This is a genomic window from Microbacterium sp. BE35, assembly GCF_031457705.1.
Taxonomy (GTDB): domain Bacteria; phylum Actinomycetota; class Actinomycetes; order Actinomycetales; family Microbacteriaceae; genus Microbacterium; species Microbacterium trichothecenolyticum.
On record NZ_JAVDXD010000002.1, the window covers coordinates 830,898 to 850,245 of the forward strand.

The window sequence follows — 19,348 nt, forward strand, 5'->3', positions numbered from 1 at the left end:
GGCGCGTGGGCCCGGCTGCGACCCCGGCGGCGCGGCCGGGTCAGCCGTCGCTGCGCTTGTGCCGGGGCTTGCGCGCCGGACGGTCGTCGCCGTAGGAGCCGCGCGAACCCGAGTCGCGGTACGAGCCGCGGCTCTCCGAATGGTCGCCGTAGGCGCGGTTGTCGCGGTACGACCCGCCCGTGGCGTCCTTGCGTCGCTGCGGACGCCCGCTGTCGGGACGCAGCTCGATGAGCTGACCCGAGATGCGCGTGTCGGCGAGGCGGTCCAGCGCGCCGGCGGGGAGGTTCGCCGGCAGCTCGACGAGCGAGAAGTCAGGCATGATCTTGATCGCGCCGAAGTCGTCGCGACGGAGGCCCCCCTCGTTCGCGAGCGCACCGACGATCTGACGCGGCTCGACGCGCTGACGCTTGCCCACGTTGATGCGGTAGGTGGCGAAGCCCTCGCGGGGCGTGCGGCGCTCGCCGCGCTCGGGACGATCGCCGAAGGCGGGGCGATCGCCGCGGTCGGTCCGCTCCGTGCGCTCGCGCCGCGGAGCCGGCTCGGGGTCGGCCTCCAGGAGGAGAGGGGTGTCGCCCTGCGCGACGACGGCGAGGGCCGCCGCCACATCCGCCTCGGGCACGTCGTGGTTGCGCACGTAGTGGGCCACGATGTCGCGGAAGGCTTCGATGCGCTCGGCTTCGCCGAGGGCCGCGGTGATGCGGTCGTCGAAGCGCGACAGGCGGGTCACGTTGACCTCGTCGACGCTCGGCAGCGGGATCTCGGTGAGCTCCTGGCGGGTGGCGCGCTCGATCATCTTGACGAGACCGCGTTCGCGGGGCGTCACGAAGCTGATGGCGTCGCCCGAACGCCCCGCGCGACCGGTGCGGCCGATGCGGTGGACGTAGGACTCGGCATCCGTCGGGATGTCGTAGTTGACGACGTGCGAGACGCGCTCGACGTCGAGACCTCGCGCGGCGACGTCGGTCGCCACGAGGATGTCGAGCTTGCCCGACTTCAGCTGGTTGACCGTCTTCTCGCGCTGCGGCTGGGCGATGTCGCCGTTGATCGCGGCGGCGGAGTAGCCGCGGGCGCGGAGCTTCTCGGCGATCTCCTCGGTGATCGAGCGGGTGCGGCCGAACACGATCATGCCGTCGAAGTTCTCGACCTCGAGGATGCGGGTGAGCGCGTCCATCTTCTGCTGCCATGCGGTGATGAGATAGCGCTGCGAGATGTTGGCCGAGGTCTGCGTCTTCGACTTGACCGTGATCTCTTCGGGGTCGTGCAGGTACTGCTGGGACATCCGGCGGATCGTGGCCGGCATGGTGGCCGAGAACAGCGCGACCTGCTTGGTGTCGGGCGTCTCGGCGAGGATGGTCTCGACGTCTTCGGCGAAGCCCATCTTGAGCATCTCGTCGGCCTCGTCGAGCACGAGGTACTGCAGCCCCGAGAGATCGAGCGTGCCCTTCTCGAGGTGGTCGATGATGCGGCCGGGGGTTCCGACGACGATGTGCACGCCGCGTCGGAGGGCCGACAGCTGCACGCCGTAGCCCTGTCCGCCGTAGACGGGAAGGACGTGCACGTCCTTCAGGTGGCCCGCGTACTTCTCGAACGCCTCGCACACCTGCAGGGCGAGCTCGCGCGTCGGAGCCAGCACGAGGGCCTGCGGGGTCTTCTGCGACAGGTCGAGCCGGTCGATGATCGGCAGCGCGAACGCGGCGGTCTTGCCGGTTCCGGTCTGCGCCATGCCCACGACGTCACGGCCGCCGAGCAGCGTCGGGATGGTGGCCGCCTGGATCGCCGACGGGGTCTCGTAGCCGATGTCCTTCAGCGCCTTGAGGACGGGCTGGCTGAGCCCGAGGTCGGAGAAAGTCATCGCTGCGGGCTCGGTCTGAGCCTCGGCTTCGATCTGGTCGGCGTTCGTGTGCACAGTTAAGCGTAGCGGGGTGCGCCTGTGAGGCGACAGGATGCCGCTTCTCTGCGCTCGTCCGGGTGCCGTCGCACGACGAGAGGCAGGTCAGGTGATCGCGGTGCGACGTGTGAGTTCGGGGCGCCGCGGCGGCGCCAGCCAGTTGGTCACCGCGATCGCAAGAGGAAGCGCCACGACCACCGCGGCGATCAGCCACCACGGGATGTCCGAGATCTGCAGCGCGCCCTCCGACTGGATCGAGAAGCCGATCGGCGCAAGCACGCCGACGGCCGCCCCGGCGAGGGCGCCGAGGCCGGCGATGATGAGCCCCTGCCAGAAGCCGATTCCGCGTCGGAGCGACCTCGTGCCGCCGACGGCGGCGATGGTCGCGTCGTCGGGGCGGCGCTCGAAGCGGGCAAGGCCCAGGGCGACCGCGCTCACTCCGAGTACGAGAACGGCCACCGCGGCCAGGAGCGGCACCATCCATGCCGCATCGCTCGGGGGCCCTTCCTCGACGCCCGGAGCGAGCGTGAAAGCGGCCCCGCTCAGGAGCTCCGCCTGCGCCTGCATGCGGTCCCGCTCGGCCCATGCCAGCGGTGCCGGAGTCGTCGCAACCACCCGTTCCGGCACGAGCACCATGCCCAGACGCTCTGCGGTGCTCGGGGCGACGGCGATCGCCACCGGCTGCAGCGGGGCATCGACGACGATCGCGTCCATCCGCGCGACGCGCACCGGATCGGCCGGCGGGGGAGAGCTGGACCGACGCTCCCAGATGTTGTCGGGGGTGCGCCCCTCGTAGACGTCGGCGCCCGCGAACGTCGCGACGTCGATCGCTCCGCCCGAGACGAACCGACCGTCGGCGACGAGTGCGGCACCGTCGCGGTACGCGGCGAGGGCGGATGCCGGCAGCTCCAGACCCATCACGACCCTCACGTCCTCGGCGGCCACGACGGAGATCGGATTGCTCGGGTCCTGGCCGAACGACGAGGAGTAGTCCTGCGCCTCGGGGTCGAGCAGGTGCTGTTCGCCGAGAAGCGCGATCGTGAAGGTCACGTCATCGGGCACCTCCTCGGCGGACGGGTACTCCCACACGGTGTTCAGCTGGCGGGACACGACCGCCGCCCGGTCTGCGCCCGCGTCGTGCGCGATCTGGAGGGCGGCGGTGGTGCCGGCCTCGGCGTCTTCGGGATCGAGCACGCCGGGAGAAGACGAGCCGGGCCAGATCGGGACGGCGATGCTCCCGGGCGGTGCGTCGTAGTACCACAGCCGGGCGGTCTGGGCCGTCTGCATCGAGGACTGGGCGAGCGCGAAGACTCCGATGAACACCGTCGCGGCGATCGCGGCGAACGCCGGAACCGTCCGTGAGGCGTTGGCTGCGGCATCCCTCGAGGCGAGCCTCGCCGCCATGCCGGCGTGAGAGAGCCCGCGCGAGGCGGTCCAGAGGAGCCACCGTCCCGAGAGCAGGATGCCGAACTGCGCGACGATCGGCCCGACAACGATCCCGTAAGCGGGCACATAGCGCATGAGCGAGTCGTAGCCGAAGAAGTCGGTGGCGTTGATGGCGGCGACCGCGAACGCGCACAGCAGGGTGATCGCGACCCCGGTCACGATCAGCACCGACCCCCAGATGGGGCGCGCGACGACGGGTCTCTGCGGGCGGCGCGCGCCGCGCAGCGCGCGGAGCGCATCTGTGCGACCGACCGCGCGGGCTGGCATCCATGCCGACACGGTGCCGACGATCACCGCGAAGACGAGCACCGCGGCGATGAGCTCCCACGGCACGTGGAAGCCCCAGAACATCGTCGTGCCGGCGCCGGAACCCAGAGCGATCACGAGGGCCGCGATGCCGATCCCTCCGGCGATTCCGATGGCGCCGCCCACGAGGCCGAGTGCGGTCCCCTGCAGCAGCACCACCCGCGAGAGATCCCGGCGATTCGCCCCCACGCTCGCGGCGACCGCGAGCGCTCGCTGCTGACGGCGCGCCGCGACGGCGAAGGCGGCACCGGCGAGCATCACCACCACATAGCCGGCGAACAGCGCCGCAACCGACAGCATGAGCACGAGCGGCCACATCTTCGCCCACCGCTCGGTCGAGGCCGACGAGTAGTAGCGGTTCGAGAACTCCGGCGGGTCGAACGCCACGGTGCGCGAATAGGCGACGACACCGCCTTCGTCGTTGAGCCGCTGCACGTCGGCCCACGAGAGCTCGAGCTCCGGGAGATACCACTTCTGGGTGCCCCCGACGGCTCTGCGTGCGTGCTCGGGAAGGAACACCGCCGCGACGCCGTCGGCGATGGCTGCGGCGTCGAGAGTGCCGGTCACCGTGAAGGCCGGGCCGTCCGACAGCCGGAGCGTGTCGCCGAGCTCGAGCCCGAGCCGTTCCAGCGCGGCGGGCGTGACCATCGCATCGCGAGCCTTGGCCGGGCGATCGCCCGCCACCAGGACGAACGCCTCCGCGAAGCGCGGATCCCATGTCGTCCCGGCCCACGCCGGGAGCACGGCCGCGCCGTCATCGGTGGCGACCGAGACCATGCCTCTCGAGACGGGGAGGACCTCGGTGCCGGCGGCCAGCAGACCGGTCGGATCGTCCAGCGGCTCGCCGTCCGGCATCGTCATGACCCCGTCCGCGTCGATCGGGTACCCGTTCCACTCCGGCTCTGTCGGCACCTGCCAGAACCCCGCGCCGGGGACGCCGGACGGCGCGATCCACGCCTCCATGTCGCCGAGCTCCGCGGCCGTGCGCTCCTCAGGGCTCGCGATGGCGCTCGCGGTGAAGATGAGGAATCCGGTCATCCCCGCGATGGGAAGCGCCACCAGCGTCGTGACGAGCACGCTCGACACCCACGCGCGTCGCAGCTGCCGCTGCGCCATCCGGACGGCGACCCGCCAGCGGGCAGCCCGCGAGACCGGACCGGGGCCGTGCGGGGCCGGGGGAGCGGACGCGTCGACCGTCCGCTCGAGGGTGCTGGTCATCGCGCCGCCAGCAGCGAGTCCGCCCCCGCGCGCCGGGACTCGTCGACGATGCGGCCGTCGCGCAGGAACACGATGCGGTCGGCGAAGGCGGCGTGGCGGGCCTCGTGCGTGACGAGGATGCCGGCGGCTCCGGCATCCACCCGCGCGCGCAGCATCTTCAGCACCATCTCTCCCGTCACCGAGTCCAGCGCGCCGGTGGGCTCGTCGGCGAGGATCAGCCGGCGCCCGCCGACGACGGCGCGGGCGATCGCGACGCGTTGCTGCTGCCCGCCCGACAGGTCGTCGGGGTACGAGCCGGCCTTGTCTTCCAGGCCGACCGACGCGAGGGCATCGCGTCCGGCGCGTCGCGCCACTCGGGATCGGAAGCCGTCGAGTTCGAGCGGCAGGGTGACGTTCTCGAGCGCGGTGAGCGTCGGGATGAGGTTGAAGTCCTGGAACACGAAGCCGAGCGAGCGTCGGCGGAGCCGTGCGAGCTGCGCCGGCGTCTGCTCGCTGAGGTACTGCCCCTCGACGATCACCTCGCCGGAGGTCGGGATCGCGAGACCACCGGCGATCGACAGCAGCGTCGACTTGCCCGAGCCCGACGGACCCATCACCGCGACCAGCTCGCCCTGGCTCACCTCGAAGTCGACGCCCGACAGCGCCGAGACCGCCGTCGCTCCGGTGCCGTACTGCTGCGTCACACCGATGAGACGCAGCACCGTGTCGGTCATCGCGCCTTCTCGGAGGCGACGGATGCCTCGGCTCTGGCCGGACGCCCGCGCTTGGGCTTGTCGGTCGAGAGTTCGAGCGCCATGGCGTGATGCGGGTGCAGCGCCAGGCGCTGCTCGGAGTGGTCGAGCCAGCGCACCTCGGCTTCGGCCGAGAAGATCATGGAGTCGACGACGAGCGACCACGCGAGCTCCTCCGGGCCGTCGGGGCTCGCGCCGGCGTATTTCGCCCGATTGAGCTCCTGCAGCTGTGCGAGCGAGGAGCGACGCTGCGTCTGGATGATGTCCGACACGTCCACGCCTGGCAGGGTCGCGGCGACCGCGAGCTTGATCGCGAGCTCGTCGCGGGTGCCCTGCGCACGCTGCACCGGCGAGGCCAGCCAGTCGCGCACCTCGGCGGCTCCGGCATCCGTGATCTCCCAGTAGACGTGACCGTGCTCGTCCACATCGCCCTTCTCGACGAGTCCGTCGCGTTCGAGGCGGTCGAGCGTGTTGTAGATCTGGCCCACGTTGAGCGGCCAGGTCGACCCCGTGCGCCGGTCGAACTCGGCGCGCAGCTGATAGCCGTAGCACGGGCCCTGATCGAGGATCGCGAGCAGACTCTGACGAACGGACATGGGATCTCCTTCGGGTGGAGGGTCAGAAGCGCAATGCGTCGATGACGTTGGAGCGCACCGCCATGAGCGCCGGGATGAAGCCGGCCAGCGCGCCGATCGCGACGGCTGCGACGAGCCCGGTGACGGCGGCGCGCACCGGGAAGGGCGGGATGTCCTGCATGCCGGAGAACATGTCCATGACGAACGGCGCCTTGAGCACCGCCACCGCGATCGCGATGCCGATCACGCCGGCGACCGCCGTCGCCACGACGCTCTCGAGCAGCACCGACGTGAAGATGCGGCCCTGCGTCGCGCCGAAGCTGCGGCGCACCCCGATCTCGCGGATGCGCTGGCGCATCGCCACGAGCTGGATGTTGACGAGCCCGAGACCGCCCAGCAGCAGCACCAGCCCGGCGATGCCTCCGGTGATCACCTCGAACGCGGCCATCGAGCTCTGCGCGTCCGGCCGCGAGGCCCAGTCCGTGCGGTTCACGCTGACCTGGATGTCGTCCTGTCCCGCGCGCAGATCCGCCGCGAGCGCGGGCCCGAGGTCGGCGACGCCGTCCTCCGGCACCCACGTCTCCCATGCGATCATGGCGTCGGCGGGGAGCGCGTCACGCCGCGCGGCGTACGAGTCGTACATGAGCGTCACGCGCTTCTCCTCGTCGCCGGCGTACTGGCGCGGCGTCACGCCGACGACCGTGTACCGGCCGGCGAGATCGCCCTGCAGACTCAGTGCGAAGCCCGGGCCGAGGGCGGGGCGGCCGTAGACGTCCCAGAGGGCCTCGGTGATCACCGCCGGGGGAGCGAGCAGCTCGGCGTCGGCGTCCTGGAACCAGCGGCCCTCGAGGACGGCGGACCGGTGGATCACGGCGTAGGCGGGGTCGACCAGACGCGCCATCACCGGTCGCACCTGCTCGGGCGTCTGCAGCTGCAGCTGCACCGGGTCGACGATGCGCGTGAGGTGCGAGAACGAGTAGCGCTCCGAGACACGGGCGAGGTGGGCGTCGAACGACTCCCAGTCCATCGGCGCGCCGTCGGTGCGCGACGCCGTGATCGACAGCGTCGCCGGCCGGCCGCCACTCTGGTCGGACTGCTCGGCCATCTGCTGACGCTGGTATTCGCTGAGGGCGACGACCGCCGTCAGCGCACCGACCGAGACCGCGATGCCGATGAGGCTCAGCAGCACCCGCAGCTTGTGATGGCGCAGCTCCGACCACGCCTCGCCCAGCGCTCCGACAAGACCGCTCACGGCGCCACCTCCGCGCGCTCCGGTTCGTCTTCGCGCCAGGCGGCCTCGACGGCCCCCACGCCCCCTCCGCCCTCCGCCGGCACGCCGGACGGAGCCTCCGGGCGCGTGGGCCCGGCCCCGGCCTCGACATCCGGCTCCTCCACGCTCGCGGCGAGTTCGGGTGCCGACGGGTTCGCCTCCGCCGGCGTCGGTGCGCCGCCGAGGTCGAACCGCGTGAGCACACCGGCGTCGAGGCGGTAATGCCGTCGGGCGCGGGCGGCGACGTGGAGGTCGTGCGTGATGGTCACGAGCGCGGCGTCGGCCTCCGAGGCGATGTCGTCGAGGAGCTCCATGACCGTCGCGCCGGTCTCGACGTCGAGGGCGCCCGTGGGCTCGTCGGCGAGGATCAGCGCCGGCCGGCGCACGAGCGCACGGGCGATCGCCACGCGCTGCTGCTCGCCCCCCGACATCTGCTCGGGCGTCGACTCGAGGCGGTGACCGAGGCCGACGCGCTCGAGCATCTCGGTCGCCGTGCGCCGGCGGCGCCAGAACTCGCGGCCGCTCGCGTAGCCGAGCGGCATCTCCACGTTCTCCAGCGCCGTGCGCCCGGCGAGCAGGTTGAACTGCTGGAAGACGAATCCGACGTTGCGGCCGCGGAGGCGATCGAGCTTGCCGCGCCGCATCTTGCGCACCGGGTCGCCGCGGAACCACACCGCGCCCTCGGAGGGGCGGTCCAGCATGCCCATGAGGTTCAGGAGCGTCGACTTGCCCGACCCGCTGCGTCCGACGATCGCGACGTGGTCTCCGGCGGCGACGGCGAGGTCGATGCCGCGGAGGATGTCGAGGCGGCTGTCGTCGGGGAGCAGGACGTGCTTGGCGACGCCCTCGAGGCGGACGAGGCTCACCAGCTCCACCCCGCGGGCTCGCAGTACTCGCCGCCCATGCCGTCGTCATAGCAGACCGGGTCGTCTCCGGCGAGGACGCCGGGCACGTACTGGCGCACCTGCTCGCCCTCCTCGAGGCCCGCGGTCACCTCGACGAAGGCGCCGTCGCTCACGCCGAGCGAGACGTCCCGCTCCTCGAGCTCGCCGGTGCCGGCGTCCACCCAGACGACGCCCGTGCCCGACCCGCCCTTGACCGCCGTGGTCGGCACGACGAGCACGTCGGACACCGTGCCGAGGTCGATGTCGAGCTGCGCCTGCAGCCCTGCGAACACGACCTGATCGGCCGGCACCGCGCACGTGACCGTCGTGGTGCCGTCCTCGGCGACCGACACCTTCAGCCCGGTGCAGGTGAACGGCGCGGGGCCGCCCTGGATGGTGACGGATCCCTCGGACGGGGCTCCCTGCAGTCGGTACAGCTGCACCGGATCGACCGTGGCCTGCACGTGGAACCGAGCGGGCGTCAGCGACGCCAGCTCGCCGCCGATCGATGCGGGCTGCCCCTTCACCACCGCGATCTCGGTCACCTCGCCCGCCTCCGGGGCCAGGACGTCGATGCTCTTGACCGGATCGGTCTGCTTGATGGTGAACAGCTTCTGCCCCGCCGTGACGGCCTGGCCCTCGCCCACGTGGACCGCGGTGACGGTGCCGTCGACCTCGGAGCGGACCGGGTAGGCGGCGTCCCGGGCGATGGTGCCCGGCAGGCTGAGCGCGTTGGTGACGGCGCTGCGCTCGACGGGGATGACCGGATCGGCGATCTGCGCCGACGGCTGCGCGGCGGCGGTGGGCGCCGTGTCGGGGAAGAAGGCGATCTTCACCAGAGCGGCCGCGGCGATTCCCATCACGAGCACCAGCAGGATCGGGAAGACCCATCGACGCCAGACAACCATGTGACACCTCTCCGTTGGGGGCATACCGAGTATGTAGTCACCGAGTATATGCATACCCGGCATGCATCCCAACGGATGCTCCGCCCCTGCGCGTGTCGCGCTCGTACGCCGCGCGGGCGGCGGTTTCACCCGCTCGTCGCGGAGTAGTCGGCGGTGCCGCAGTCGCCATGGACGAATGCACACCCAGCGCACACCAAGGTCACGGGTGGATAACATAGGCAGGTATGTCTGGGGTCATGCACCCCGGCGGCACTGGCGCCGTTGCGCCGCTCCCGAAAGCCTGAAGATGGAGACACTCCGTGGCCAACCCCCTCGAGAAACTGCTTCGCGCCGGTGAGGGTCGCATCCTCCGGCGGCTCCAGCAGGTGGTGAAGGCCGTCGGCGCGCTGGAAGAGGACTACGAGCACCTCACCGACGAAGAGCTTCGGGGTGAGACCGCGGAGCTCCGTGCCCGCTACCAGGCCGGCGAGACCCTCGACCACCTCATGCCCGAGGCGTTCGCGGCTGTCCGCGAAGCCGCGAAGCGCACCCTCGGGCAGCGCGCCTACGACGTCCAGATCATGGGCGGCGCGGCGCTGCACCTCGGCAACATCGCCGAGATGAAGACCGGTGAGGGCAAGACGCTCACCGGCGCCTTCCCCGTCTACCTCAACGCGATCGCCGGCGAGGGCGTGCACGTCGTCACGGTCAACGACTTCCTCGCGTCGTACCAGTCCGAGCTCATGGGCCGCATCTACCGCGCGCTCGGCATGACCACCGGCACGATCGTCGCGGGCCAGACGCCCGAGGTCCGTCGCGAGCAGTACAACGCCGACATCACGTACGGCACGAACAACGAGTTCGGTTTCGACTACCTGCGCGACAACATGGCGTGGCGCAAGGAGGATCTCGTCCAGCGCGGTCACTTCTACGCGATCGTCGACGAGGTCGACTCGATCCTCATCGACGAGGCGCGCACGCCGCTCATCATCTCGGGGCCGTCGTCGGGGGAGGCGAACCGCTGGTTCGTCGAGTTCGCGAAGATCGCGAAGACCCTCGAGCCCGGCGTCGACTACGAGGTCGACGAGAAGAAGCGCACCATCGGCGTGCTCGAGCCCGGCATCGAGAAGGTCGAGGACTACCTCGGCATCGACAACCTGTACGAGTCCGCGAACACGCCGCTCATCTCGTTCCTCAACAACTCGATCAAGGCGCTGGCGCTGTTCAAGCGCGACACCGACTACGTCGTGATGAACGACGAGGTCATGATCGTCGACGAGCACACCGGCCGCATCCTGGTCGGGCGCCGCTACAACGAGGGCATCCACCAGGCCATCGAGGCCAAGGAGGCCGTGCCGGTCAAGGCCGAGAACCAGACGCTGGCCACCGTCACGCTGCAGAACTACTTCCGCCTGTACGAGAAGCTCGCCGGCATGACCGGTACCGCCGAGACCGAGGCGGCGGAGTTCATGTCGACGTATCAGCTCGGCGTCGTCCCGATCCCGACGAACAAGCCCATGATCCGCAAGGACCAGGCCGACCTCGTCTACAAGAACGAGACGGCGAAGTTCGCTCAGGTCGTCGAAGACATCGCCAAGCGCCACGAGGTCGGCCAGCCGGTGCTCGTCGGCACCGTGAGCGTCGAGAAGAGCGAGTACCTGTCGCGCCTGCTCGCGAAGAAGGGCATCAAGCACGAGGTCCTCAACGCGAAGAACCACGCCCGCGAGGCCGAGATCGTCGCGCGGGCCGGTCGGCTGGGCGCCGTGACCGTCGCGACGAACATGGCAGGTCGAGGCACCGACATCATGCTCGGCGGCAACGCCGAGTTCCTCGCGGTGCAGGAGATGAAGACCAAGGGCCTCGACCCGGTCGAGACGCCCGACGAGTACGAGGCCGAATGGGACGCGGTCTACGAGTCGATGCGCGACCGCGTCGCGCAGGAGAGCACGAAGGTCGTCGAGGCCGGCGGCCTGTACGTGCTCGGCACCGAGCGCCACGAGTCGCGCCGCATCGACAACCAGCTGCGCGGTCGCTCCGGCCGTCAGGGCGACCCGGGCGAGAGCCGGTTCTACCTGTCGCTCACCGACGACCTCATGCGTCTCTTCCAGTCGGGCGCGGCCGAGGCCATCATCGCGCGGACGAACTTCCCCGACGACGTCGCGATCGAGTCGGGCATGGTCACGCGCGCGATCAAGTCGGCGCAGAGCCAGGTCGAGGCGCGCAACGCCGAGATCCGCAAGAACGTCCTCAAGTACGACGACGTCCTCAACCGCCAGCGCGAGGCGATTTACTCCGATCGCCGGCACATGCTGCAGGGCGACGACATCGCCGACCGCGTGCAGCACTTCATCGAAGACGCGATCAACGCCGTGATCGACGACCACACCGGCTCGGGCCACAGCGAGAACTGGGACTTCGACGCGCTGTGGACGGAGCTCAAGACCCTCTACCCGGTGGGTGTCACCATCGACGAGGTCGTGGCCGAGGCGGCGGGCCGCAAGGGCGGCATCACCGCCGAAGGACTCAAGCGCGAGATCCTCTCCGACGCCCGCATCGCCTACGACAAGCGCCAGGACACCCTCGGCGAGGCCGCGACGCGCGAGCTCGAGCGCCGCGTCGTGCTCCAGGTGCTCGACCGCCGCTGGCGCGACCACCTCTACGAGATGGACTACCTCAAGGACGGCATCGGCCTGCGTGCCATGGCCCAGCGCGACCCGCTCATCGAGTACCAGCGCGAGGGCTACCAGATGTTCCAGGCGATGATGGGGCAGATCAAGGAGGAGTCGGTCGGCTACCTCTACAACCTCGAGGTCGAGGTGCGCCGCCAGGGCGAGGCCGGTGCCGAGCAGGTCACCCAGGTCGAGGCCAAGGGCCTCGGCGCCCAGCCCGTCGAGGCCCAGCGCCTGCAGTACACCGCGGCGAACGACGCCGGGGAGGTCGAGGTGCGCAACGATCGCGGGCAGGTGCAGCAGGCGGCCACTCGTCTTCGCCAGGCGGCTGCCGCGGCCGCCGCGGCTCCCGCCCCGCAGCAGGCGCCCGTCGCCGAGCAGCAGCGCGGAGCCTTCGGCCAGCGGACGGATGCCGAGGCCCCGGCCGCGCCGGCGGCTCCGCTGAACCGCGCGCAGCGTCGCGCGGCCGAGCAGCGCAAGAAGTAGGACTCGCTCGCCAGGTGGCCCGCGCGCGAGCGCGGGCCACCTGGCGTCCATTGGCCCTCCTCGTCCGCCGATATCCTGAAGCGATGAGTCCCCTCCGCCCCCTCGATCAGTCGAGCAAGCTCCAGAACGTTCTCTACGAGATCCGCGGGCAGGCACTGGCAGAGGCCGACCGGCTGGAGGACGACGGGCACACGATCCTCAAGCTGAACACGGGCAACCCCGCCGTGTTCGGGTTCGAGGCGCCGTTCCAGATCGTGCGCGACATGATCGAGGCCGTCCCGCACGCCCACGGTTACAGCGACAGCAAGGGCATCATGTCGGCGCGGCGCGCGGTCGTGTCGCGCTACGAGCAGGTGCCCGGCTTCCCGCAGTTCGACCCCGACGACGTCTATCTCGGCAACGGCGTGTCCGAGCTCATCACGATGACGATGCAGGCCCTCCTCGACGAGGGCGACGAGGTGCTCATCCCCGCACCCGACTATCCGCTGTGGACCGCGATGACGAGCCTCGCCGGTGGCACACCCGTGCACTACCGCTGCGACCCCGATGCCGATTGGCAGCCCTCGCTGGAAGACATCCGCGAGAAGGTCACGCCGCGCACCAAGGCGATCGTCGTCATCAACCCCAACAACCCGACCGGCGCCGTCTACAGCCGGGAGGTTCTCCAGGGGATCGTCGAGATCGCGCGCGAGAATTCGCTGCTGCTGCTCTCGGACGAGATCTACGACCGCATCCTGTTCGACGAGGCGCAGCACATCCCGCTCGCGACGCTCGCGCCCGACCTGCTGTGCCTCACATTCAACGGCCTGTCGAAGACGTACCGCGTTGCGGGCTATCGCTCCGGCTGGCTCGTGATCACCGGTCCGAAGAAGCACGCGGCGGGCTTCCTGGAGGGCATCCAGCTCCTCGCGTCCACACGGCTGTGCCCCAACGTGCCGGCGCAGTACGCCGTCCAGGCCGCGCTGTCGGGCGTCCAGTCGATCGACGCGCTCATCGCGCCCGAGGGGCGCCTCCATGAGCAGCGGGATGCGGCGTGGGAGGGCCTCGAGCGCATCCCCGGCGTGACGTGCCTCAAGCCGAGGGGCGCGCTCTACGCGTTCCCGCGGCTCGACCCGAACGTGTACGAGATCCGCGACGACGCCAAGCTCGTCTACGACTTCCTCGTCGCCGAGCACGTGCTGCTGGTGCAGGGCACCGGCTTCAACTGGCCGACCCCCGACCACCTGCGCATCGTCACGCTGCCCGAGGCCCGCGTCCTCGCGGAGGCCGTCGAGCGGCTCGGCAACTTCCTCTCCTCGTACAAGCAGTAGCAGACGTCGGCTGCGAGTCGCGGCGTGCGTCAACCCCCTCGCGTGACGCGGCCGCGCGTCGTACTTTCGCGGCATGTCCATCGAACTGAACCAGCCGGCGCTGCGCCATGCGCGGGCGCTCATCCGGGACGGCAAGGTCGTGCGCGATGAACGCGACGATTGGTCGGAAGCCGCGCCGACAGCCGACGAGGAGAACTCGTACATCGAGCGAGAAGGATGGACGGAGTACTCCCACTGGCACATCGGCATCGACCATCGCGAGAACGAGGAGACGAAGCAGGCGTACTCGTTCCCCATGGGCGACTTCAAGAAGGTCCACCGGTCCGGGGTGATCTCGGCTGAGAGCCGCGCCGGACAGCATGGCCACTACGAGATCCGCGACGCGCTGCGGTCGCTGCTCGAGCTCATCGACGACCACGACAAGAGCTGACGACGGGACCGGCCGCATCGTCGGGGCCGGCTCCGTCGCCGGATCGTGGACGCCGTCGCCTCCCACGGCACCGTCAGCCGGGCGCGGGTGACGGCGGCGCGTGCGTCAGAGCAGAGCGAGCGAGGTCGCGCGCCAGCGGCCGTCCATGCCCTCCAGGCGCACGGCGAGGGCGCGCGTGCGCGCAGGCCCCCGCACGACGATGACCGCCTCGATGATGCCGTCGGCGGGGGAGGACTCGTGCACCGACATGATCGTGTGCACGGGGCGCCTCGCCGCCACACCCCGCGCGCTGCGCGCCCGCGTCGCGAGGTTCGCGCGCGTGACGAGCTTGCGGTAGGCGTCCTCGGTGAGCCAGCGAGCGAGCTGGTCGACTTCGCGGACGCCCGCGAAGACCTCGAGCACGCCGACCGTGAGGTTGCGCAGGAACGGCTCCGGAGCGGGGAGCGCGGTGGACGGCGTCCGCTGCGGCGCGAAGAACTCTGCGACCTGCGCGCTGCTGCGGGACGCATAGGGTACGCGGGCGGTGCCCGCGGGCGTCGTTGCCATGGGTGCCAATCTCGACAGGGGGATGTCTTCCCGGACAGTAGATCACACAGCGAACTCTCAGGAAAATCATGCCCGGTCGGCTGTGGATAACTCGTCGGCCGATCGGCCGCGGTGCCCTACTCTCGCTGAGTGCGCTGGGACCGCTTCTTCGACGACCTCGAGGATCAGCTCGCCTCCGAATGGGAGGCGGAGCGTGCCGCGCTCGACACCGAGGCCGAGCGCCTGCGGCTCTCCCGGGTGCAGCTGTCCGAGCGCCTCATGCTGCTCGCGGCCCGCGAGGGGGCCTCGCCGATCGTCGCGTCGTTCGACCTCGGCGATGGCGCCACGGTGCGGGCATCGGTGACCGGCGTCGGCGCTGACTGGGTCGCCCTGGCCCTCGCCGACGGACCGGGCGGCGCGGTGCTCGTGCCGTTCGCCTCGATCGGGGCCATCGGCCTGCCGCACGCCGACCTCCTGCGCACGGCGCGCCCTGCGCCGCCGCGGTCGTCCCTGGCCGACCGGCTCACCTTCGGCTTCGTGCTGCGCGACCTCGTCCGCCGCCGGGCGGGGGTCGCGGTGCACCTGGTGTCGGGGCGGGTCCTCACCGGCACGATCGATCGCGCCGGTGCCGACCACCTCGACCTCGCCGTGCACGACCAAGGCTCGCCGCGGCGCGCCGATGCGGTGTCGGGATACCGGCTGGTGCCGTTCGGGGCCATCGCCTGGATCCGAGCGGACGAGGCGCCGGCGATCCCCTGACCGCCGGGCCGATGCATCCGCGTGAGGGATGCCGCGCTCAGTCCGGGTGGCGTACGATGCTGCCGCCCCACAGCTCGGGGAAGCTGGCGGTCTGGGACTGACGCCACAGCGCCATGCGCCGCGCCTCCTCGGCCTGGTCGTCGAGGTAGTCCCCGACGCTCGCGGCGTCGATCCGCCAGCGTGCGGGCGCGCCGACACGCAGTCCACGAAGCCGCCCTTCGTGGACCAGAGCCATGACCTCGTCGACCGACACGCCGAGCACTTCGCCCACCTGGGCGGGTGCGAGCAGACGCACGTCGGACGTCGGGTCATCTGACATGCCCCCATTATGGACCTGCCTCCCCAGTGCGGGCTGGGCCCCCTCACCCCTGTGGATAACGCCCGACGGCCTCGCGCCGAGTCGGCGACGATGGACGCATGACCGCCGCCCACGACCCCCTCCGAACCCCGCGCCGAGCCTTCTGGGCAGACGCCCGGTTCTTCCTCGGCGTGCTCCTCGTGGCGGCATCCGTCGTCGGCGTGTGGCTCGTCGTGTCGGCCGCGCGCCAGACTGTCCCGGTCTACGCCGCAGCCCACACGATCGTCCCCGGCGAGGCGATCGGGACCGGCGACCTGAAGGTCGTCGACGTCGCGCTCGGGACCCTCTCCGGCACGTACCTCACGGCGGACGACCTCGACCGACCCGTCGTCGCGACACGCACGATCGAGGCGGGCGAACTGGTGCCCGCGGCATCCGTCGGCGATCCCTCCTCCGCACGCACCACAAGTGTCGTCGTGCGCAGCGCCGTCGATGTGCCGGCATCGGTCGAGGCGGGCAGCGTCGTCGAGGTCTGGTCGGCCCCGCTGCGGGAGCAGGGCGCGTACGACGAGCCGCGCATCCTGGTCGCCGACGCCACCGTGGTCTCGGTGACGCGCGACGACTCCATGATCGGCGGCGGTGCGGCCGCCCTCGAACTCGTGATCCCGCGCGCGGACGTGCCGGCCACGCTCGCCGCGATGGCCGACGAGTCCGCGCTCTCGATCGTCCCGACGACGGGCTCCGGCTCGTGAGGGTCGTCGTCGCCGTCGACGAGGCCCGCCTCCTCGTCGAGGGACTGCGGCGCGAGGGGATCGACGTGATCGCCGAGGTCGCGGCATCCGCTCCCGCCCTCGCGGCGGCGGATGGGATGCTGGGCGCCGACGCCGAGACGATGCTCCGGGCCCTCGCCGACGCCGACGCGCTGGTGGTCGCGGTGTCGCGCGCCACGATGTCGCCGACCGTCGTCGCACTCTGCGACCGTGCCGGCACGCGCGTCGTGCCGCTCGTCGAGGACGCGGCGGGGGAGCGGATCGCCGCATCCTGCGGACTCGAGACCCCGCTGAAGCTGCACACCGAGCCATGGCGCATCGCCGAAGCCCTCTCGGCGACGCCGCAGCCGCCGACCGCTGCCTCGCACGCGCGCCCGCAGCCGCGCGTGATCGCGGTGTGGGGTCCCGCCGGCGCTCCCGGACGCTCCACCGTCGCGGCAGAGCTCGCCGTCGAACTCGCGCGCGGCGGACGCCACGTCGCGCTGGTCGACGCCGACACGCACGCCCCGTCGCTCGCGCTGACGCTCGGGCTCGCCGACGAGGGCCCCGGATTCGCCGCCGCGTGCCGGCAGGCCGAGCTCGGCGGCCTCGACGCGCGCGAGCTCACCCGCATCGCGGTGCCGCTCGGCCGCACCGGCGTCGACGTGCTCACGGGCATCAACAGGCCCTCCCGCTGGCCCGAGCTGAGCGACCGGCGCGTGGGCGCCGCGCTCGCCGCCTGCCGCGAGTGGGCCGACTACACGGTGGTCGACGTCTCCTCGTCGCTCGAGCGCGACGAAGAGATCATGAGCGACCTCGACGGGCCACGCCGCAATGCCGCCACCCTCGCCGCGCTGCGCGCCGCGGACCTCGTGGTCGCGGTGGTGGCGGCCGATCCGGTGGGCGTCGCACGGTTCCTGCGCGGGCACGCCGACCTGCGCGCCACCGTCGGCGCGACCCCGGTGGCCGTCGTCGCGAACCGGCTCCGCCCTGGAACCCTCGGCATCGACGCCCGTGGGCAGGTGCGTCGCACGCTCGACCGCTTCGGCGGCATCGAGGACGTCTGGTTCGTGCCCCAGGACCCGAGATCGGCGGATGCCGCGATCCTCGCGTCGCAGCCGATCGCCGACGTGGCGCCCCGATCGCCCGTCACACTCGCGATGCGCCGGTTCGTGGGCGAGGCGATCGTGCCCGCTCCCGCGCCGCAGCGCGCCGTGAAGCAGCGGCGGCGGGGCGTCCACCGCTCCGGTTCCGGGCGACCCGCGCACGCCGACGCCGACGACATGCCACGTCTCGGCGAACGAGTCGTGTGATCAGCGCGCTCTAGGCTAGGTCCGTGTCGACCCTCAGCGATCTCGTTTACGCCCAGGGCCGCTCCAGTGAAGAAGACGTGGAGTGGCTGCACCGTCTCGCAGGAGACGGCCAGCTCCTCGCCGATCTGGCGTTCGCCGACATCGTGCTCTGGGTGCCGACCTCCGACGACTCCTTCGTCGCCGTCGCCCACACTCGTCCCGGCGGCGCGGCGACGCTCTTCTACCGCGACATCGTGGGCGACCGCGTGCGGCCGCAGTGGCGCACGCAGGTGCGCGAGGCGTTCCAGACGGGCCGCATCGTCGACTCGGCGTCGCCCGACTGGTTCGAAGAGACCCCCACCCGCGTGAGGGCGGTGCCGGTGGCCCGCAAGAGCGGGAAGGAGGCGACGGTGATCGGCGTGATCAGCCGCCACACGAACCTCGGCGAGGCCCGCACGCCCTCGCGGCAGCAGATCACGTTCAACGACTGCGCCGACGACCTCTTCGGCATGATCGCGTCCGGCGACTTCCCCGACCTGTCCGCGCCGACGTCGCCGCGCCGCGGCGCGCCGCGTGCGTCCGACGGCCTGGTCCGGCTCGACGTCGACGGCATCACGACCTTCGCGAGCCCCAATGCGCTGTCGGCGTTCAACCGCCTCGGCTTCGACGACGAGCTCGAGGGCGAGTCGCTCGTCGAGGTGGTGACCGGCATCCTGCCGACGAAGCGCCAGTTCGACGAGTCGCTCCCGGTCGTGGTCACCGGCCGTGCCCCATGGCGCGCCGATCTCGAGGCGCGCGGGGTGACGGTGTCGCTGCGCACCATTCCGCTGCGCGATCACGGCACGCGGATCGGCGCGATCGTGCTCTGCCGCGACGTGACCGAGATCCGCCACCAGGAGCAGGAGCTCATCACCAAGGACGCGACGATCCGCGAGATCCACCACCGCGTCAAGAACAACCTGCAGACGGTCGCGTCGCTGCTGCGGATCCAGGCACGTCGTTCCCACACCGAAGAGGCCCGCGAGGCCCTCACCCAGGCAATGCGCCGGGTGTCGGCGATCGCCGTGGTGCACGACACCCTCTCGGAGGGGCTCGCGCAGAACGTCGACTTCGACGAGGTGTTCGCGCGTGTGCTCAAGCTCGTCGCCGAGGTCGCCGCCGCCCCCAACACCCGCGCGAAGACGCACTCCACGGGTCGCTTCGGCACCCTGCCCAGCGAATACGCGACGCCCCTCGCGCTCGCCCTCACCGAACTCGTCACGAACGCCGTCGAGCACGGGCTCGCCGGTCAGGAGGGCGACGTCGAGATCATCGCCGAGCGCAGTGACGACCGACTCGAGGTGCGCGTGCGCGACACCGGCTCCGGCCTCCCCGAGGGTCAGGTCGGTCGCGGGCTCGGCACGCAGATCGTGCGCACCCTCATCCAGGGCGAGCTCGGCGGCACCATCGACTGGCACACCATCATGGGCAGCGGCACGGAGGTCACGATCGACATCCCGCTGCGCTACATCGAGCGCACCAAGAACTGACAGCGATGAGCGGTCCCCGCTCCTGCTCCGCGCGGCGCCGGCGCGCTGCGCGGAGCCTCTCGGGGCGGGGGTCCAGCCGCGGGTCGCGGCATCCGC

At 71.3% G+C, this 19,348-nt stretch carries 16 protein-coding genes; 7 read left to right on the forward strand and 9 right to left on the reverse strand.

The genetic code is table 11. The features are described 5' to 3' along the window. Positions 1–40: 40 nt before the first annotated feature. The 7 genes from J2Y46_RS09805 to J2Y46_RS09835 form a co-directional block, all read right to left on the reverse strand. Complete coding sequence (locus J2Y46_RS09805; protein ID WP_310242347.1) at positions 41–1,852, reverse strand: DEAD/DEAH box helicase; 1,812 nt, start codon at positions 1,850–1,852, stop codon at positions 41–43. Between the two features lie 141 nt (positions 1,853–1,993). Then, on the reverse strand, positions 1,994–4,858 hold the full coding sequence (locus J2Y46_RS09810; RefSeq protein WP_310241989.1) for an ABC transporter permease: 2,865 nt from the start codon (positions 4,856–4,858) through the stop codon (positions 1,994–1,996). Next, on the reverse strand, positions 4,855–5,571 hold the full coding sequence (locus J2Y46_RS09815; RefSeq protein ID WP_045297408.1) for an ABC transporter ATP-binding protein: 717 nt from the start codon (positions 5,569–5,571) through the stop codon (positions 4,855–4,857). The genes J2Y46_RS09810 and J2Y46_RS09815 overlap by 4 nt, the downstream gene beginning before the upstream one ends. Next, positions 5,568–6,185, reverse strand: coding sequence for a PadR family transcriptional regulator (locus J2Y46_RS09820; protein WP_045297409.1), 618 nt, complete (start codon positions 6,183–6,185; stop codon positions 5,568–5,570). The genes J2Y46_RS09815 and J2Y46_RS09820 overlap by 4 nt, the downstream gene beginning before the upstream one ends. A gap of 22 nt (positions 6,186–6,207) precedes the next feature. Then, positions 6,208–7,416, reverse strand: coding sequence for an ABC transporter permease (locus tag J2Y46_RS09825; protein WP_045297410.1), 1,209 nt, complete (start codon positions 7,414–7,416; stop codon positions 6,208–6,210). Further along, on the reverse strand, positions 7,413–8,300 hold the full coding sequence (locus J2Y46_RS09830) for an ABC transporter ATP-binding protein (RefSeq protein WP_310241993.1): 888 nt from the start codon (positions 8,298–8,300) through the stop codon (positions 7,413–7,415). Before J2Y46_RS09830 ends, J2Y46_RS09825 begins: the two co-directional genes overlap by 4 nt. Continuing rightward, the gene (locus J2Y46_RS09835) at positions 8,297–9,226 is read right to left on the reverse strand and encodes an HlyD family efflux transporter periplasmic adaptor subunit (protein ID WP_310241994.1); all 930 of its coding nucleotides are present in this window, start codon (positions 9,224–9,226) and stop codon (positions 8,297–8,299) included. The genes J2Y46_RS09830 and J2Y46_RS09835 overlap by 4 nt, the downstream gene beginning before the upstream one ends. A 299-nt stretch (positions 9,227–9,525) precedes the next feature. Between J2Y46_RS09835 and secA the strand changes: the two genes are divergently transcribed. The 3 genes from secA to J2Y46_RS09850 all read left to right on the forward strand — a co-directional run bounded on the left by secA (position 9,526) and on the right by J2Y46_RS09850 (position 14,100). Next, the gene (gene secA, locus J2Y46_RS09840; protein ID WP_045297412.1) at positions 9,526–12,360 is read left to right on the forward strand and encodes a preprotein translocase subunit SecA; all 2,835 of its coding nucleotides are present in this window, start codon (positions 9,526–9,528) and stop codon (positions 12,358–12,360) included. A gap of 83 nt (positions 12,361–12,443) precedes the next feature. After that, complete coding sequence (locus tag J2Y46_RS09845; RefSeq protein WP_045297413.1) at positions 12,444–13,670, forward strand: pyridoxal phosphate-dependent aminotransferase; 1,227 nt, start codon at positions 12,444–12,446, stop codon at positions 13,668–13,670. Positions 13,671–13,743: 73 nt separating this feature from the next. After that, the gene (locus J2Y46_RS09850; RefSeq protein ID WP_310241999.1) at positions 13,744–14,100 is read left to right on the forward strand and encodes a hypothetical protein; all 357 of its coding nucleotides are present in this window, start codon (positions 13,744–13,746) and stop codon (positions 14,098–14,100) included. A 105-nt stretch (positions 14,101–14,205) separates the two neighbouring features. On the opposite strand, the gene J2Y46_RS09855 is transcribed toward J2Y46_RS09850, so the two are convergent. After that, positions 14,206–14,646 (reverse strand): Rv3235 family protein, encoded by a 441-nt coding sequence (locus J2Y46_RS09855; protein ID WP_045297416.1) that lies wholly within the window; start codon positions 14,644–14,646, stop codon positions 14,206–14,208. 129 nt (positions 14,647–14,775) lie between these two features. Between J2Y46_RS09855 and J2Y46_RS09860 the strand changes: the two genes are divergently transcribed. Then, positions 14,776–15,384 carry a hypothetical protein gene (locus J2Y46_RS09860; RefSeq protein ID WP_310242003.1) on the forward strand — a complete coding sequence of 203 codons (609 nt, stop codon included), beginning with the start codon at positions 14,776–14,778 and terminating at the stop codon, positions 15,382–15,384. Between the two features lie 37 nt (positions 15,385–15,421). Here J2Y46_RS09860 and J2Y46_RS09865 read toward each other — a convergent pair whose 3' ends face one another. Then, positions 15,422–15,703, reverse strand: a complete 282-nt coding sequence (locus tag J2Y46_RS09865) for an excisionase family DNA-binding protein (RefSeq protein ID WP_045297419.1) — start codon at positions 15,701–15,703, stop codon at positions 15,422–15,424. A gap of 98 nt (positions 15,704–15,801) precedes the next feature. Here J2Y46_RS09865 and J2Y46_RS09870 point away from each other — a divergent pair, with 98 nt between their 5' ends. Genes J2Y46_RS09870 through J2Y46_RS09880 form a run of 3 tightly spaced genes read left to right on the forward strand, consistent with a single transcriptional unit; the run spans position 15,802 to position 19,252 of the window. Further along, positions 15,802–16,434, forward strand: a complete 633-nt coding sequence (locus J2Y46_RS09870) for an SAF domain-containing protein (RefSeq protein WP_045297421.1) — start codon at positions 15,802–15,804, stop codon at positions 16,432–16,434. Continuing rightward, positions 16,431–17,744 carry a P-loop NTPase gene (locus J2Y46_RS09875; protein WP_310242006.1) on the forward strand — a complete coding sequence of 438 codons (1,314 nt, stop codon included), beginning with the start codon at positions 16,431–16,433 and terminating at the stop codon, positions 17,742–17,744. Before J2Y46_RS09870 ends, J2Y46_RS09875 begins: the two co-directional genes overlap by 4 nt. Before the next feature lie 23 nt (positions 17,745–17,767). Beyond that, positions 17,768–19,252, forward strand: a complete 1,485-nt coding sequence (locus J2Y46_RS09880) for a sensor histidine kinase (RefSeq protein ID WP_045297424.1) — start codon at positions 17,768–17,770, stop codon at positions 19,250–19,252. Positions 19,253–19,348: the final 96 nt, after the last annotated feature.